Source organism: Candidatus Nomurabacteria bacterium, assembly GCA_016699365.1.
In the GTDB taxonomy this organism is placed as follows: Bacteria; Patescibacteriota; Minisyncoccia; order Phycocordibacterales; family UBA9973; genus CAZLWF01.
Genome location: CP064973.1, coordinates 451,811 through 468,661, shown reverse-complemented (window position 1 = coordinate 468,661; position 16,851 = coordinate 451,811). Strand labels below are relative to the sequence as shown.

Annotated in this window: 18 protein-coding genes; 6 read left to right on the top strand and 12 right to left on the bottom strand. The window is 38.4% G+C overall.

All coding sequences use genetic code 11. From position 1 onward, the window contains the following. Window positions 1-45: 45 nt before the first annotated feature. Window positions 46-948: a histidine phosphatase family protein gene (locus IPJ63_02635; GenBank protein QQR76375.1), complete on the top strand. Its 903-nt coding sequence runs from the start codon at window positions 46-48 to the stop codon at window positions 946-948. Window positions 949-982: 34 nt separating this feature from the next. Here the strand turns inward: IPJ63_02635 and IPJ63_02630 are convergent, their stop codons facing one another. The 4 genes from IPJ63_02630 to IPJ63_02615 all read right to left on the bottom strand — a co-directional run bounded on the left by IPJ63_02630 (window position 983) and on the right by IPJ63_02615 (window position 3,962). After that, complete coding sequence (locus IPJ63_02630; GenBank protein ID QQR76374.1) at window positions 983-1,321, bottom strand: hypothetical protein; 339 nt, start codon at window positions 1,319-1,321, stop codon at window positions 983-985. An 81-nt stretch (window positions 1,322-1,402) separates the two neighbouring features. Beyond that, window positions 1,403-2,635, bottom strand: coding sequence for a DEAD/DEAH box helicase (locus IPJ63_02625; protein ID QQR76373.1), 1,233 nt, complete (start codon window positions 2,633-2,635; stop codon window positions 1,403-1,405). A 214-nt stretch (window positions 2,636-2,849) separates the two neighbouring features. Beyond that, window positions 2,850-3,404: an adenine phosphoribosyltransferase gene (locus IPJ63_02620; protein QQR76372.1), complete on the bottom strand. Its 555-nt coding sequence runs from the start codon at window positions 3,402-3,404 to the stop codon at window positions 2,850-2,852. 99 nt (window positions 3,405-3,503) lie between these two features. Continuing rightward, complete coding sequence (locus tag IPJ63_02615; protein QQR76371.1) at window positions 3,504-3,962, bottom strand: SET domain-containing protein; 459 nt, start codon at window positions 3,960-3,962, stop codon at window positions 3,504-3,506. 38 nt (window positions 3,963-4,000) lie between these two features. Between IPJ63_02615 and IPJ63_02610 the strand changes: the two genes are divergently transcribed. Next, window positions 4,001-4,621, top strand: a complete 621-nt coding sequence (locus IPJ63_02610) for a hypothetical protein (protein ID QQR76370.1) — start codon at window positions 4,001-4,003, stop codon at window positions 4,619-4,621. Window positions 4,622-4,698: 77 nt separating this feature from the next. On the opposite strand, the gene IPJ63_02605 is transcribed toward IPJ63_02610, so the two are convergent. The 6 genes from IPJ63_02605 to IPJ63_02580 form a co-directional block, all read right to left on the bottom strand. Beyond that, window positions 4,699-5,571, bottom strand: coding sequence for an ATP-binding cassette domain-containing protein (locus IPJ63_02605; protein ID QQR76369.1), 873 nt, complete (start codon window positions 5,569-5,571; stop codon window positions 4,699-4,701). Window positions 5,572-5,587: 16 nt separating this feature from the next. Then, a complete protein-coding gene (locus IPJ63_02600; GenBank protein QQR76368.1) occupies window positions 5,588-6,415 on the bottom strand; it encodes a hypothetical protein in 828 nt (275 codons plus the stop codon). A gap of 73 nt (window positions 6,416-6,488) precedes the next feature. Continuing rightward, window positions 6,489-8,336 carry an OmpA family protein gene (locus IPJ63_02595; protein ID QQR76367.1) on the bottom strand — a complete coding sequence of 616 codons (1,848 nt, stop codon included), beginning with the start codon at window positions 8,334-8,336 and terminating at the stop codon, window positions 6,489-6,491. Window positions 8,337-8,375: 39 nt separating this feature from the next. After that, on the bottom strand, window positions 8,376-9,368 hold the full coding sequence (locus IPJ63_02590) for a hypothetical protein (GenBank protein QQR76366.1): 993 nt from the start codon (window positions 9,366-9,368) through the stop codon (window positions 8,376-8,378). A gap of 3 nt (window positions 9,369-9,371) precedes the next feature. Beyond that, window positions 9,372-9,977 (bottom strand): hypothetical protein, encoded by a 606-nt coding sequence (locus tag IPJ63_02585; GenBank protein QQR76365.1) that lies wholly within the window; start codon window positions 9,975-9,977, stop codon window positions 9,372-9,374. Between the two features lie 267 nt (window positions 9,978-10,244). Beyond that, on the bottom strand, window positions 10,245-10,550 hold the full coding sequence (locus tag IPJ63_02580; protein ID QQR76364.1) for a hypothetical protein: 306 nt from the start codon (window positions 10,548-10,550) through the stop codon (window positions 10,245-10,247). A gap of 113 nt (window positions 10,551-10,663) precedes the next feature. Between IPJ63_02580 and IPJ63_02575 the strand changes: the two genes are divergently transcribed. Continuing rightward, on the top strand, window positions 10,664-12,337 hold the full coding sequence (locus IPJ63_02575; protein QQR76363.1) for an AAA family ATPase: 1,674 nt from the start codon (window positions 10,664-10,666) through the stop codon (window positions 12,335-12,337). Between the two features lie 98 nt (window positions 12,338-12,435). Here IPJ63_02575 and IPJ63_02570 read toward each other — a convergent pair whose 3' ends face one another. Further along, window positions 12,436-13,005 carry a hypothetical protein gene (locus IPJ63_02570; protein ID QQR76362.1) on the bottom strand — a complete coding sequence of 190 codons (570 nt, stop codon included), beginning with the start codon at window positions 13,003-13,005 and terminating at the stop codon, window positions 12,436-12,438. A gap of 212 nt (window positions 13,006-13,217) precedes the next feature. On the opposite strand from IPJ63_02570, the gene IPJ63_02565 reads away from it, so the two are divergent. The 3 genes from IPJ63_02565 to uppP are packed head-to-tail and all read left to right on the top strand — an operon-like array spanning window position 13,218 to window position 15,206. Then, complete coding sequence (locus tag IPJ63_02565) at window positions 13,218-13,748, top strand: hypothetical protein (protein ID QQR76361.1); 531 nt, start codon at window positions 13,218-13,220, stop codon at window positions 13,746-13,748. Window position 13,749: 1 nt separating this feature from the next. After that, window positions 13,750-14,442 (top strand): 16S rRNA (uracil(1498)-N(3))-methyltransferase, encoded by a 693-nt coding sequence (locus IPJ63_02560; protein QQR76360.1) that lies wholly within the window; start codon window positions 13,750-13,752, stop codon window positions 14,440-14,442. Further along, the gene (gene uppP, locus IPJ63_02555) at window positions 14,442-15,206 is read left to right on the top strand and encodes an undecaprenyl-diphosphatase UppP (protein ID QQR76359.1); all 765 of its coding nucleotides are present in this window, start codon (window positions 14,442-14,444) and stop codon (window positions 15,204-15,206) included. Before IPJ63_02560 ends, uppP begins: the two co-directional genes overlap by 1 nt. Before the next feature lie 453 nt (window positions 15,207-15,659). Here uppP and IPJ63_02550 read toward each other — a convergent pair whose 3' ends face one another. Continuing rightward, window positions 15,660-16,718, bottom strand: a complete 1,059-nt coding sequence (locus IPJ63_02550; GenBank protein QQR76358.1) for a hypothetical protein — start codon at window positions 16,716-16,718, stop codon at window positions 15,660-15,662. Window positions 16,719-16,851: the final 133 nt, after the last annotated feature.

Here is a 16,851-nt window from a genome sequence, read left to right as displayed (position 1 = left end):
CTGGCAAAAAACCAAAGTTTGACAAAACACAAAAAATCCGTTATTATGTTGATAAATAAGGATCTTTTTACTATTTCCTATTTTAGATTAGTTGTTTTTGTCGCGAAGTTATTGGCAACAAAAATAACTAATCTAGAAAATATGGGAATGCCAAAAAATTTATTTCTTGTCCGACACGGACAATCTGAGGGAAACCTCGCACGCAAAAAGTTCGAAGAAACAGGTGACGAGTCTTTTTTCAGCGAAGAATTCTTGGAGCTGCATGAGTCTCAATATCAACTCACTGAACTCGGAATAGAACAAGCAAAACTTGCTGGTGAATGGTTCAAGAAAAATAAACTCTACGCATTCGACAGGATGCTTGTTTCAAACAATGTGCGAGCCATGCAGACCGCTGCACATCTTAATCTACCGAATGCTCTCTGGATGCAAGACGCAAAATTACGCGAACGTGACGGAGGTGTATTCAACAGTATCACACCATCTGAAAGAGATGAGTTCTACAAAAATGAGCAAAAATTTTATGACACTCAGCCATTTCTGTATCGCCCACTCCAAGGTGAAAGTGTTGCAGATTTATGCGATAGAATAAAACTTATCCTGGATACACTCGCAAGAGAATGTGATGGGAAAAATGTAATTATTGTATGTCATGGACACGTGATGCGAGCTTTCCGAATCATACTGGAACGAATGTCTTTGAAAAAAGCGAACGAATATCTGATGAACACCGAAAGCTGGGGTCGTGTACCGAACTGCTCTATAGTACACTACACACGAGAAATACCCTTCGAAGAAAAACCTATCCTAGCAAACAGTTTTGCTTTTGTAAGAATGATTCGTCCGGCAGGAGGAGGTGAAACAGAAGATGCGTGGACAAGAATAGAAAGAAAAAAGTTCACAAACAAAGAGCTCCTGGAAGAAGCGGAGTTCAATCGAGGAACATAAACAAAAAGCCACAATCATGTGGCTTTTAAAATTTCTAATTTCTACATATATATCCAAACTCTGTTCCAACAATTGCTTGATTAATGAGAAATTCTATTTCATATTTTTCCTCAAAATACTCTTCTGCCAAATATTCTATTATGGTCTTCTTGTTGCCCACATATATCGTAGAATAAAATACGCAGCCGACCGTCTTTTCGATTTCTAAAATTTGCCATTCAGTAAAAACTTCTCCCTTACACCAACCTAGATCAAATTCAATGTAAGGAATTTTAAGTTTATACAGATCCTGAGAAATGCTATACAACACCTCTCTTATACTTCTTGTAATAGGATACCCATCCCATCTGATACAGCATATTTGAATATTCATATTGAAATGTGTTTAATTCAATTCTATCAAAACAGCTAATTTAAACAAACAAAAAACTGCGTAACGCAGTTTTTTGTTTGTTTAAATAAATGTCAGTGCAGTTCCCTTGTGACTTCCGCGACCTGTACGACCAATTCGGTGTACGTAATCATCAAATGTCTGAGGAATTGTGAAATTTATAACATGAGAAACTTCTTTGATATCTATACCACGAGCAGCAACATCAGTTGCAACTAGGATTGTAGCTATATTTGTCTTGAAATCTGTAAGTGCTCGAGCACGCTCACGCTGACGCTTGTCTCCGTGTATAGAAACAGCCTTGTGACCGCGATTCCGCAAGTCTATAGTAAGTTTTTCAACATCACGCTTTGTCTCACTGAAAATCAAAACTTTTGTAAGTTCAGGAGTTGAAAGCATATCATGCAAGATATCAAATTTCTTTGATCTATCACCGTCTACACGAATAACATCTTGAGTTACGTTACTTGCTGTAGAGCCACTAGATATCTCAATCAATACAGGATCTTTTAAAAACTGACTTGTTAGAGCTCGGATACGGGTAGGCATAGTAGCTGAGAAGAAAAGTGTTTGACGTTCTTTTGGAAGAGAGTTCATGATCTTTGTGATAGGTTCTATAAATCCCATGTCTAACATATGATCAACCTCGTCTAGAACCACGTTTTGATATTCGTTGTAACGAATACATCCGCGATCAGCCAAGTCTTTAAGTCTACCTGGTGTGCCGATCACAACGTGTGGACGATAACGCAAGTTTTCTATCTGACGAGATATAGGCATACCACCTACACAAAAAGCTGAGTAGATTTTCATACCTGTACTAAACAATCTGAACTCTTGTTCTATTTGTAAGGCAAGTTCACGAGTTGGAGCCATAATCAAAACTTTCTGTGACTTATCTTTCTCGATTTTTGTAATAAGAGGAAGCAAGAATGCACCAGTCTTCCCTGTTCCTGTAGAAGCAAGTCCAACAACATCTCTACCATCAAGTAACGCAGGGATTGCCTGGTCTTGGATTGGAGTAGGTGTAGTAAAACCACGCTTTGCTAAGTTTACTTTTAGATTTTCACTAATTGCGAAATCTGAAAAAGTACTCGTGACCGGAGCGATTTTTTTCTCTGTATGTTTAGTTTCTGTAGACTTTCTTATAAAGCCTACTATGTCTATAGCAGGACCGCGTCCGCGACCACCACCTCTGCGACCACCACCTTGTGGAGCGCGAGAACGTGAACCGCTCGGACGAGAACTACTAAAAGACCGCTTTGGCGCATAACGCCGATTTTTGGAGTGTTCCATATAAATTCTTTTTTAGATCCTGATTTAACAGAATCAGTTATATTAATTACTTCAAAATTGCTGTATAGAACATCGAAGTAAGTAATAAATCGGAATCTATAGAACAAATATTTGACCCTTTTAGAATAACACATTTTTCTATATTTTGCAAGGGTTTTGCCTAAATATAAGAAAACCACCCAAATAGGTGGTTTTATAAGGTCAGAAAGGGAGATTATTCCCCTTTCTCAAAATTAACAACAGAATTTATATGGTCAGAAAACAATTGCAATTTCTTGCGACCTTCAAGCTCATTGAGCTCCATAATGAAGCTAAAACCGCACACTTCGGCTCCACATTTGTGTACAAGTTTTGCAGCGGCGACAGCACTACCTCCAGTAGCAAGCAAGTCATCGTGGATCAAAACCTGGTCACCTTTCCCAAATGAATCCGACTCAACAGTAAGCGTATCTACGCCATACTCCTTTTTATAATCAACCGAGACTAATTCACCGGGAAGTTTTCCTGGCTTCCTTACGATAATCATCGGAACTTTCAAATACAGCGCCATCACTGTACCAAAGATAAAACCTCTGGATTCGAGTGATACGACATGCGTAACCTTACCCTTAAGTGGGACAAGGTCATGATATAGACCTTGGCACACGTCTTGCATCAAAATTGGGTTCTCTAGGATACTGCAAATGTCTTTAAATGCAATACCTGGTTTTGGAAAATCAGGAACAGTCCTGATCTCTCTTTTTAATCTTTCAATGAGAGCTCTTTGCATATATTTAGTTCTGTTTTTTAAAAGAACACCCCATGATGCCCCAAAAATACATAAAAGTCAAACTAAAAAAATACCCCGCAGGCGCGGGGTATTTTTATGTTATTTTTTCTTTTTATTTAGTGGTATTTTCTTTCCTTTCCCGTCACAGAACCCACACTGACAACCCTTTGGTTTTATAAATTCATCAAAAAATTCTTTTCCATAATCATATGTCACCTCTTCACCTGGAGCAATATCTTTTATTGCAGATATAAAAACACGCAAACCTTTCACATCACTTTCTGCATTGGGACGACATGAGTGATTCACATATCGAGCTTTATTTTTACGAGTAGTACCATCGATTGTAAATTTGTTATTCAATTCAAAAAGATACATACCCACATTGTCTTCAACCTCTTTGTTTGTACAAATCTTTCCGACATATTCGATTATGAACTGACCTTTCTTTATAGGGTCCACTGCAAATATTCCAAAACCACTATGTTTTGAGCGTCCGACTTTTGTACGAGGCACAACATGTTTCCTGTCTTTGTTTTTTTCCTTTGTTTTTTGCATTGTGAAATAATAACATAAAAATTGCTATAATTTAATCTATGTTTAAAGATCTGACAAAAAATGAAGTAAAACTGCTAAAGAAATTGAGCAATCCTTACAAAATTCAGGATTGGTTAAATTCAATTCCACAAAACTTCGATGAAACCCTCCTCTCGCCACGTAGAGTTATGAAATACAAAAAAGCCCATTGTATAGAAGGCGCAATCTTCGCTGCGCTCGCACTCGCCTATCATGGGGAAAAACCTCTTATATTAGACCTACGTGCTTCAAGCAAAGATTTCGACCATGTTGTTGCTTTATATAAAATAGATGGATTCTGGGGTGCAATCAGCAAGACAAACTACCCAGTTCTACGTTTTCGTGAACCAGTCTACAAATCCGTACGTGAACTCGTGATGTCGTATTTCCACGAATATGCAATATCAAAAAATGGAGTAAAGACCCTGCGAGATTATTCCAAACCCTTTGATTTATCAAAAGTTGATCCTGCTTGGGTAACCGACGAAGAAGAACTCTGGGATCTAGCAATCGCGCTCGATGAGAGTCCACATATAAAAATACTTTCAAAAAAACAAATCCAAAAACTTCGTAAGTTAAGTGAAATTGAAAGACGTTCAAGTGAGATGACGGAATGGGCTAAACCCAAAAAGAAGAAATAAAAAAACCCGAGGTGTTTAACCTCGGGTCTACATGTCCACATTCAACGTGGATAAAAAAACATTAAACAAAGAACGAATTATTTACCGGCATATCTTGGAAAGTTTTCCTCAATCTCTCCGATAAATTTATGATATTCGGGCATCTTTTTAATTTCGGGATGCCAAGCAAGACCCATTTCAATCAGGTTGTATGACTCGATAATACTTGCACCTACATCGTTAGGGTTTTTACCCATAATCCAGACAGTATCGGAGATCGCAACAGCAGATTGAATATCGTGTGTCACCACAATAAACGTGATAAGCTCATTTGTTTTCGATAAATCGACAATGAGCCTCATGACATCATTCTTGGCATTTGGGTCAAGACCACTGAATGGTTCATCCATCAATAAAATAACTGATGAACACAATAACTGCTGGCCAATTGCAAGCCTTTGACGTTGTCCGCCAGAGAGTTGAGCAGGAAATTTATTACGAGACTCAAGAAGACCAAGGTGTTCAAGATAGTACTTCACTTTCTCAATGGCTTCTTTGCCACGAATTCCACCAAGCTTCGCTCCCCGCATAAGATTTTCATGCACTTTTAGATATTCGAATGTGGGATAACTTTGATACACAACCCCAACCATTCCTGGATTTACAGGAACTAATAGGGGTACTTTATCATCAGCACTCGCCATGCGAAGTGGGTTGCGAACCATGACCTGACCTGAATCAGGTTTTTCTATACCGGCAATAATTTCAAACAGAGTTGTCTTCCCAATCCCTGACGGACCGAGAATACTCACAACCTGCCCCTGAGAAACACCGGGACGAACAATATCGAAAATTTTCTGATCAACACCTTTCAATACGGTATTAACCTGACCGTTAGATGAATCCGTAAAAGATTTGTTTATCCCCTCAATTTGCAGAAGGGTCTCATCGGTAATTTTATATTCTTCCATTGCTTATGCTTGTTTTTTAAGATTTAGAAATATAAGCCCATTTAAAAGTCTTGGTATTCACGTAGTTCAACAAAACATGAACTGACATACCAACAATAAAGATGGCTAGTTGAATAGCGAACACAGGATCAAAGTTATGTGCAAACCTATTTTGATCATAGAGTAATGCACCTATGCCACCATTTTCACGATTAGCACTTTCAACCATCGTTATCATCATCCAAGCAATAGCGAAGTTTTGCCGAACCACCTCAAGAACTTTCGGCATAAGCCCTCTCACGCCTACGTTCCATAAAGATTGCCACGGACCATAGCCAAGAGTCCGTGCATAATTGTATTTTTCTTTTTTTATTCTTATTACCTCTACAGACATTGCGGTCACGATATACGGCAACATACCAAATATCAAAAGTACAACTTTATACTCTTCACCGGTCGATGTGTATAAACGAATAAGAACTGAAAAACCAACAAGTGTTAGGAATCTCAAGTTTGCCACAAGTCCGACTGTGGGCTTGAAAAATGCTACAGGTGCAAGGAAAGACAAGACCATACCGATTGATGTCGCAAAAAACATTGCTTTCAATGTAAGTATTGTTGTACTACCCAGTTCACCGAGCATGTTTCGGTCGGATATAAGCCAACCCAGTGATTTAAAAATATCAGTGGGTTTAGGGATAATTTCTGCGGCAAAGAATTGCCACAATGTAAGAAGTACGGCTACCTGAAAAAAAGTCATCAGTGCCATTGACCTCCTTGAAATCTTTGCATTAGGTTCGAAAAAACGCTTTAATTCTTTCATTTCTTTATTTAGTTTTGGTGAAATTTGCCTTAAATCTAACATAGATTTAACAATTTGTCAAATAAAAAAGCAGGTCTTAAAGACCTGCTTTTAATCACAAATTAATCAACAAACATTACATACCGGTCTCAATCTCCACGCGACGGTTTTTTTGCTTCCCGTTTGCAGATGTGTTTTCCGCAATAGGATTTGATTCTCCGTAGCCCATCACATCAGTAAACCTTTTTGGGTTAATCCCCTTTTTAATCAGGAAATATTTGACCGCATCGGCTCGCTTTTGTGACAGCTCCATATTGGGACCATCATCACCATCACTGTCGGTGTGACCATAAACCTGAATTTTGAGATCAGAAACAGCGAGTGATTGATACATCTCATTGAGAGTTTTAATGCCTTCCGCTGTTAGCTGTGCTGAACCACTGGCAAATTCGACTTTATAGTTTCTTTCAGAAACCTTGTCGACAATTCCACCAGGAGTCATTTGAGGTTCATCTGCTGTAGTCATATTGCCTTTGTATTTACTATATACATTCTGCAAATATGACAAATCAAGCATTTCGTTAATATCAGGAACTGTCGGAACGTCTTCAGGATATAATCTAGCCATATAATTACCGAAGTAATTGAATACAGCTTCGTAACGATTAACTCCACCAGAGAGCCCAAACAGTTCAGCATTGTCGGCTAAATTTGCAGCTCGTGATCCACCCAATGTTACTTGGCGACCAAACGAAGTTGTAATTGTTTTTCCCCGATAATAGTCGTACCAGAATTTACCATTCTCTTCAGCTCCTTCTTTATAAATTTCTGCTTGCGCCTTGCAGGCAAAACGAAGTGCTCCGTCATAGGTCTTTATCTGGTCTGATGCTTGTAAGCTTGCCCAAATGAATTTTTCAACATCTCCTCGATGCATCTCAAGTTGTTTGTTTAATCCAATAACCAAACAAGGCATCTGCATACGATTTTCTCGAGTGGACATCAAATTTATAATGTCATCATTCGGTGAACCGCTGAAAACTTTTTCGTCTCCCGGCAACCAAGTAGAAACACAATTAATTTCTTTGAAAACTTTGTCGCCACGTTTAATGACTTTTCCATTTTCATCAGTTATAACCTCTGTTAATTCCACCTTGTTGGATTTGCGTGCATTATATTTTCGTGCTGCATCGAGGAAATCCTCGGCAGATACGAAATTAAGTGCATTCGCACTCCATGTTGTTGGATCCGGATTCACTGGTACTCCATTGTCTGCAGCCCATTTGAGCGCAAGGTTATGATCACCATCCTTTAAATATACAACGCAGATTCCACCACGAGCTTTTTGAGGATCAATTCTCCATTCGTATGGTCCGATAAATTTATCTTCTCCGTCTGAGAATCCTGGGGTAAATATACCCACAGGACGAAAGTCGGGATTGATTTCCTGCAATCGAGCCATAAGCGGTGCCCCAAAGGTAACCATTCCATCACCCATAATTCCGAGTAAATAGATTGGTGTTCCTTCCGGATCATCTTCAAATTGCTTTGCGATATCTAGCATTTTTTCCGACATTTTGTCATACATATCTTGACGAATAAAATTAAAATTTATTTTCGCCTTGTCGTACATACTACCTTCAGTGGTAAGCGGTCCTCCGTTTGCAAGAGCAAACCCGGCCTGTGACTGCCATGCCATTCCCCAGTATTCGATACTAACGCGTGTTGCGTCGCGTACGACTGTTGAAGAAGGCAAGGGCATCATTGTCAAACCAACTGTTTTGTAGTTCGATGGTGCTGAAGTTAAGATTATGTTCTGTTCCTGCGTAGCTTTTTCAAGCTGCACAGTTTCTTTGTTTTTTCCACCTATGATTCCCTTGCTGTTCAGGTAATTGAAACCCAAAATTGTAGGGTAAGTGAAAATTGCTGCGAGGATGATGAACTGTGTCAACCATCCTAAGCGTTTCCAAGTGCTAATGATACTCATTTGCTTATTTGTTTTTTGTTTAAAAAATGAAAAGGAAAATTACTTCAATTTACTAAATGACTCGATCACCGCGTCGGCGTTTTTCGATATTGGGAGCACTACTTTCTGAGACAGTACTGGATCATTTTCAAGCTGTTGCTTGAAATCTACCAGTTGCTTAAAAGATTTCTCGTCGTAATCAAGGAGTTTTAATCCCTCATCAGTAAGCACTGCTTCTTTTAAGTCTGACTCCTCAATCCAACCCTTGGATTTCGAGAGGAATCTTTTCACCTTCCCAACATGTTGGCTTACCAATTCGGCATATGCTTGATTGGCAAGTTCTTCCATTGCACGCTGATCAGGTGTTCCGTTCATAATACTTTCAGCAGCTTCAAGAGCTGATGATACGTCACGAACAGCTTTTAAGCTGATACTCCGCACTTCAATCTCATCCTCAAGATCCTTGATATCAAGCTCCCAACGCTCGTACAGTTTTTCAAGTAACGCGATCGCCTGTTTTACGGCTTGTAATCGCGGTACTAACTGATTGTTGGCTTGTAGCCTACGAAGCGCCTGTCTTGTTTTCAATATGGCCTGAGGAGATTGTTTGCCCTTATCACCCGATGCAGCTTTTTTAGCAAGTTGCATAAATTGTTCAGCGTCGTCAGCGTTGTCATTGCAAGCTGCTTCAAGCAGCGCTTCTGACCCGCGCAGAGTTTGTATTCGCTTGTTTACAACTTCAAGTGATTCCCACCAATCCTTTACTTTGATTTTCATCAACGCAATAGGATCGTTGTTGGCAAGAGCTCGCCAAAGCTTTTGAATAAAGACTTCATACGAGGCACGGATTAATTTACGAGCTTTAAATAAAGCCACCGTAACCAGTAATGTACCACCTACCAGGAGGCCGAGCCTCAACAGGTTTGTGATAATCAATAATAAAGGCGGGAGGATGTAATACAGCCCCACACCAATACCGGCTAAAATCATCAGGCCAGTTATAAGACCGACAACTTTTTCCTTGGAATTAAGAATACTGTTTGGTTTTTCCACTTTTTATGGTTTTTGGTTTTGTGATAGAAAATTGTTCATGTTTGCAATGTCGGTATTGATCAACTCTTTGAACCATTCGTATGTAGTTTCAAAACGAGTACGTTTTTTACGTATACGTTCTTCCTCATTACTTATGGCCTCTTCATTGATTTTAATCTTTTGAGAATTTTGAGAATTCTCTGTTTCGATCGCCTTAATCTGAGCTTTCAGATCAGCAATTTTCTGCAGATTTTCTCCGTTCTTTTTTGTGAGAGCGATATTCTCAGATCTCTTTGTGCCAATAGCAGTATCGGTCTCGCTGGACAAATACTGTTCAAATTTACCCTTATGTTCTTCAAAGTACGACAGGTACTGCATAGCAGTATCTATAAACATCTTTGCAGGATGACCTTGGGCTTTGAACCCAATGTAGGCCATGCGGTAAATTTGCTCTTTTGACATCCCAGAGTTCTCACTTTCCATAGCTCGCACAACTTGCGCAAACTCGAAGTAATCCGGACCAGGAAGGTCAACAGATTCGAGAAATTCTGTGAAGTGTTCGATGTACTCCGGGTCCAGGGACACACTGTCACCTGCCTGGTTTACATTTTGAACAAGCGGTACAACCATCTTGCTCTCAGGAACATTTTTTCATATTCACATCAGAGTAAGGATCTTCATCCTCTCCCCCTTTGTAAATGGCGTTTTTCATAAAATCTTTAAATCCCATGTCTTTTAAGTTTTTTTGTGATGAAATAGTTTTTCTGTTTATTCATTCTTTAATGTTTGTTGATTTTTGAATGAACAATTGGTTTTTACACCTATGCGCGCATACTAGCATATTAGACTAGTTTTGTCAATAGTAAAAACCCCTACATTTGAAGGGGTTTTTAGACTTTATTTTATGTTTTCTTTAAGGCTTTTAGCCATCAAAAATATACCAATAGCAAAAAAAGGATTCCAGATTGCGGCTATGGTGTTTAGGATCATCAAAACAGCAAAAAGCAGGAGGAGTGAAAAGGTTTTTTTCTTAAAAATTTTCTCTTTACCACTCAAGAAAAAGAACAACAAAACACCAAAACAAACATCGATCAAAATCATCAGAAATTTTGAATCATTTAATACTGCGATGATTACAGCAGAAAAGACAACTGCAAGAATAATCAATGCAATTGCAGGAAGGTTAATCAAGATTTTTTTCATTTCACTTTTTTTGAAAAAATAACACTAATCATACATAAAGTCAAGTAATGAAAATAAACCATTGACATTTTGTAAATCTATAATATAATTTAATAAACATTAAAAACAAGAATATGGATTCTAAACAAGTGATAGAAATTTTACGCGAAGCATTACAAAATGCTCGCAAGAAAATTGCAGTTCAAGCCGATTTGATAGACACGATCTCTAGCTCCCCTCTTGAGTACTGTGTTGTTGTAAAAACAGGAAATAAAACTCTTGTTGAGAGACTTCCCAGACCATCAGACTTTTCATTAGGAAAAGAAGTTAGATTATCTATCTCTCATCCTGATTACTTAAAAAACTTAAACACAAAAGGAAAAGTAACCAAAGAAATTGATTTAAATGGATGCGTACAAGCTGAATTTGAAAATGGTTACAAAAACAATTTCGACATCGGAGGAATAAACAAATCTTTCGAATTAGAATTGACTGAGGAAGTAAAAGAAGAAAAGGAAACAATCACTATTGTAATCAATGGGCAATTTCTTGAAATAAACAAGCCTTTAATTGATGTGGAACCCGGTGATGTCTGTACCTTGTCTTCTAAAACAAAACAAATTGTAAACAGATCAGCCACAGTAACACTTGGACCTGTATGCGTCTTCCGAAAGTTAATGGATGAAAACCATTGTGAAGTGGAAATATCCGGAACCAAGAAAGTCGTCTTTTCAGGGAAAATAAACAAAGACGCAGAATCAGGAGATCACATCGTACTTGATCCCTCCTCTTCTATAATTCTCAAGAATTTAGGAAAGAGTGAGGAAGATTTTTCACTGAACGAAGAATTGAATGTATCTTGGGATGAAATCGGAGGACTACATAAAGCCAAGGAGCTTATGATAGAGCTCGTAGAACTTCCATTCAAAAATCCTGATTTGTTTAAATTCTACAATCGTAAAATGCCAAAGGGTGTTCTGTTATATGGACCTCCAGGATGTGGCAAGACAATGCTTGGAAAAGCAGTTGCTACTTCTCTGGCAAAAAATTACGATAAAAAAGGATTTAAAAGTGGTTTCATATATATAAAAGGCCCAGAGATATTAAATAAATATGTTGGCAATGCTGAAGAAACTATTCGAGAAATCTTCGATAGAGCCCGTAAGCACAATGCACAATATAACTATCCTGCCACCCTTTTCATAGATGAAGCTGAAGCAATACTTTCAAAAAGAGGCTCCGGTGTAAGTTCTGATGTTGAAAAAACAATAGTACCAATGTTTCTGACAGAAATGGATGGGCTTGAAGATTCTGGAGCTTTTATAATATTAGCTACCAATAGACCTGACATGCTTGATCCTGCTATTGTAAGAGACGGTAGAATAGATCGTAAAGTCAAAATCACTAGACCTGATCAGAAAAGTGCAGGCGAGATTTTCCTAAAGAATATCAAAAAGATTCCAAAATCAAATTCAGCAGAAGATGATTTGTCGAAAGTTTTTGTAGAAAAATTCTTTAGTGAAGACTTAAAGTTGTGTGACATAAAATACACAGAATCAGAGGGTCATCTTTTTCTTCATCATATATGCAATGGAGCAATGATTGTCTCTGCTGTTGATATGTCCATATCGAATGCAATGAAAAGAGACTTAGCCAACAACACAAAGACAGGTATTCAAGCAAGTGATGTTGAAGAAGCAGTGGAAAATCTCTACAAGCAAAATCTCGATTTAAACCACAATGATGAGATTGCTGAGATAATAGAAGACTCAGGAAAAAGATTGATAACTTTTTCACGTCATAAATAATAAAAATCCCCCATATATATGGGGGATTTAATTTTATAATTTAAAAACAATAAAACCCGCTCGAGATTGAGCGGGTTTGTGAAAATATTTTTTTACCTTTACCGATAATATGTATCGGTTGGTGCAGCATCCTCGACAGTACGGGCTTTAAGCCATCCTATTTTGGAGTACCAAATCAACGTCCAGCTTGAACCGTGATTTTCACCATTGAGCGAAGTCAGTGTGAAACTCTCGCGAGTCTCATCACTTGGTGCACCACCAGCAGTGTAGCTGTAGTCACCATTGGTCCAGTCCAACGCAAATTTGCGGTTGGTTGTGACATGCAAGGTATCATAATTGCTGAACTGCACATGCCAGCTACCATCTTCATTGCGCCAGTAATCTCCAGTAAAGGTTTGATCAGACCAGTAAGCTTCACCACCCGAATTCGGGTCGGTGCCACCGTATGACATGAACTGCATCGTAACGATGCCGTCAAGATCAAAGGTGATAAATAAATCGGCAAGTCCCTGGTCGCTCACATCGAGCACCGGAGCCTGGCCGAAGTACACTTTGTACCCGAACCAGGTGCCGTCAATTTTATTGAAAAGGTCCCCCGGCATCGGGTCTTTCTGACAAGCTGTCAGGCCGAAAATAAATGAAACAAGTAAGGTTAAATATTTTTTCATGCTATCTTAAATTTTGAGATGAACTATTTGTGAACCCTAATAATAGCATAAAATGCTTTAAAAGTCAATACAAAACCGCCCAAGGATATTAGGGCGGTTTTGTGATAATAATTCCCCTGTCGAAAGGATTATTTGACTTAGCGTCTATACTTTATGACGAACCAAATATACTTTTGTGACAACGTATATTGAGTCATGTTATACTTAAATATATGATAAATATACACCCAATTTTTGTTCACTTCCCTATTGCGCTTTTTACTATTTATGCACTTTTTGAGATTATCCGTATCAAAAGATTTGAGGCTACTGACACAATCACTTATATCAAATCCGCATTTTTAATCCTCGGATCTCTATCTTCTATTCTTGCTGTACAAACAGGTGCACTTGTCGGTGAGGCGATGGAGAGCGGACCTCAGGGAAAACTTTTAGAGACTCATGCATTTTTTGCAGTTGGAGCAAGTTATATATTTGGAGCACTTGCGATAGTGTATCTAATCTGGCTGATCGAAAAAACTCAATCTTTCATAAAATACACAAGTAGTGGTGTAGGTCAAAGCATCTGGAATTTACTACTAAAAATCAAGGCTATATTTTGGAAAAAAAGAATTTTAATCTTGCTTGCAATCGTAGGACTGTTTTTTATAACAGTCGCAGGATCTTTAGGCGGAGCACTCGTATATGGACCTGATGTAGATCCAGTTGTAAAATTCTTTTACACTATATTTGTCGGAGTGTAATATGAAGGTTCACCGTTTTTTAACTGAATACAAAGAAATCGGAAACAATGTATTTATAGAAAATACAGACCTAATTCATCAAATCAAAAATGTACTAAAGCTCCGCATGGGAGAAAAAATAATTCTAACTGACGGGGTGGGTAAAAATATACACATCACCCTAACTGAAATATCAAAAGATTCTATTGTGGGCAGTGTTGTAGAGAGAGTAATTTCAGAAAAACCTTCACACAAAGTGCATTTATATCTATCGATATTAAAAAAAGAAAACTTTGAACTTGTAGCCCAAAAAGTAACTGAGGTTGGAGTAGCAAGTATAAATCCAATAGAATCTGACAGGACCGTTAAAACTGGCCTCAAAGAAGAGCGTCTGAAAACTATTATCAAGGAGGCACTCGAACAATCTGGCGGATCATATTTACCCACACTAGAAGAAAAGACCAATTTAATAGAAGCTCTAAAAAATTCTCCCGGAGAGAAGTATTTGCTTGATATGACTGGAATTCCTTTTGATGACCTAGAAGAAATACCAGAGGAAGTTTCAATATTTGTAGGACCAGAAGGTGGGTGGGCTGAGAATGAAATACAAACCGCAAAAGACACAGGTGTACAGATTGTTAGTATTGGAAACTCAACTCTCCGAGCTGAAACAGCTGCGATAATATCTAGCTTCTTGTTTGTAAATAAAAAATAATGACAATACTCCAATCAATCGTCTTAGGAATAATAGAAGGTGTCACAGAGTTCCTACCAGTATCCTCTACTGGGCACTTGATACTTGCCACTCGCACACTAGGAATAGAGTCAACGCCTTTTGTAGAAAGCTTCACAATTACAATCCAAGTCGGAGCACTAATAGCTATCCTTTTTTTATTTACAAAAAGGTTAATCCAAAACTGGGACTTGATGAAGAACATCGCCCTAGCATTTATCCCTACTGCAATAATCGGAATAGTACTATACCCATTTATAAAAGAATTCTTGCTCTCTAACACTTACGTAGTCATATATTCACTACTGTTTGGTGGGATACTCATAATACTTTTTGAGATCTGGTTCAAAAGAAGAGCTCAATCTGAACCAAAAGAAATCACAACTAAAAACGCAATATTGCTCGGAGTGTTTCAAACCCTAGCTTTTATCCCTGGAGTATCGCGTTCAGGAGCGATGATTATAGGCGGACTCTCGATGGGAATCACAAGGAAAAATGTTGTTGAGTTCTCTTTCCTACTAGGCATACCTACACTTATCGCAGCATCAGGTCTCGACCTAATCAAAACTGGTTTTACTTTTTCTTCAAGCGAATGGACGTTGCTCGGAATTGGTTTTGTAAGTGCATTTGTATCAGCGCTGTTTGCTGTAAAAATATTTATCCGTTTTATAGAGAAGCATAATTTTATTGGATTTGGAATATATCGCATACTCCTAGCACTCGTATTTTTGTTTTTTGTTTTATAACTCCTATCACCTTCTGTGTTAATTATTGTTTGGTTTCTGGAAAACTATTTTTTATCCTCACTATTAAAAAGCACGGATATTTTCTTGCTAGAAAATTCCTCGAGCTCGTGTCGTCACACTCGCTAGTCTTTTTAATAGTGAGGATTTGGATGTTTTAAATTCTTGAACCCAGGCTTTGCCCTTTCTACCCACAAGTATATGAACAGATGAGGACGAATGTTCCGTTAGGAAAAAGTATTCTGTTTGAGCCCCGCTTTGAGTCTGTGGGGCGAGTTAATGCTTTTAGTGAGTCCGAGTCTTGTGAATATTTGTGGGTAGAAATGCAAAGAGGTTTTTGCGTTACTTTTTTGAAAAAGTAACGATAAGAAAAAGACTTAGCCCGCAAAGCGGGCTTTTGAATAAATCAAAATAAAAAAAACCCGCCGGATTGGCGGGTTTACAAAATGAAAAAAATTAATTAGTGATCTGACCACTCCCGGTAGACAGAGTCGCACCGCTAGCCGAAGTGGCTGTGACGATGGCTTTATAAACCCCAGGAGGAAGGTTCTTGAGATCAATCGAGCCTTTGCTCGAATTGAAATCTTTCAAACCTCCATTAGGATACGTCAGGCTCAGTTTGTAACCTGTTGCCCCAGCAGTCTCAGTCCACTTTACAGTGGTAATATTTCCACTACCTTTTGTAGCGGAGATACTGAACTGTGGAGTGTTGTTACCCGACTGCCCCATGTTTGTAGAACCTGAAGTTGCTCCAGTCGTCGGAGCTTGTGCGGCCACGGTATAAATATCCGCATTCCACACAACTTCAAGTGTGTTTTTTTCATTCCTACTTGCCCATTTCCATGGACTTTCAGAAGGAGTAACAAACTTATTTTTTTCGTTACTCCAAACACTACTTACACTTTCGAGCCTTGATTCTACACTCAACGCTTTCAACTTACTAAAGTCACTTTCATTTATGAAGTTTACTAACTTCATAGAGATTGACCCGTTTGAGGTGTCAACAAGCGTCTCAGCAGTCTGCCACACAGCGATATCCTTGCCTTTTTTTTCAAAGGTCATGGGATAAAAAATTGTATATTGTAAATCCAGATAACCAATAGTGCGGTCATCATAGTTCACAATAGCTGGTGTATAACTGGGCTTCGGCAAACTCTTGCCGTACTTAAAAATTAACCTAACCGCATTTTTATCTTCGGCTGTTGCCGGAGCAAAGCGACCGTTCTCGAATTTCACGAGAACGTAATCAATAAAAATAGGCTTCGGCAAGCTTTTCAAGTTTGCCAGATGCGCTGGGTCGACATACGCCAACACAGATGATATAGCACCATCTGAACCGGAAGTAGTGATCTCACCAACAGACACCTCACTAAGATCGAGGTCTCCTATCACATCCATCTTCACCTCAGCTCCATAGCTGAAGGTGGTGTTAAAGTCCATGATTGCACGCGCACCTTGCGCATGGACCATGGACACAGAACCGATAAATAAAATTAAAACTAATAATTTCTTCATATCTTCTTTTTTTTGAGTTTAACAATGAACATTTACGCTTTGTGCGTTACCTGAGTATTATATCAGATTTTATATAAAATGTCAATGCTTTAGAGACTGAAAAAACCCTTATTTTACAAGCCTAAATAAATAA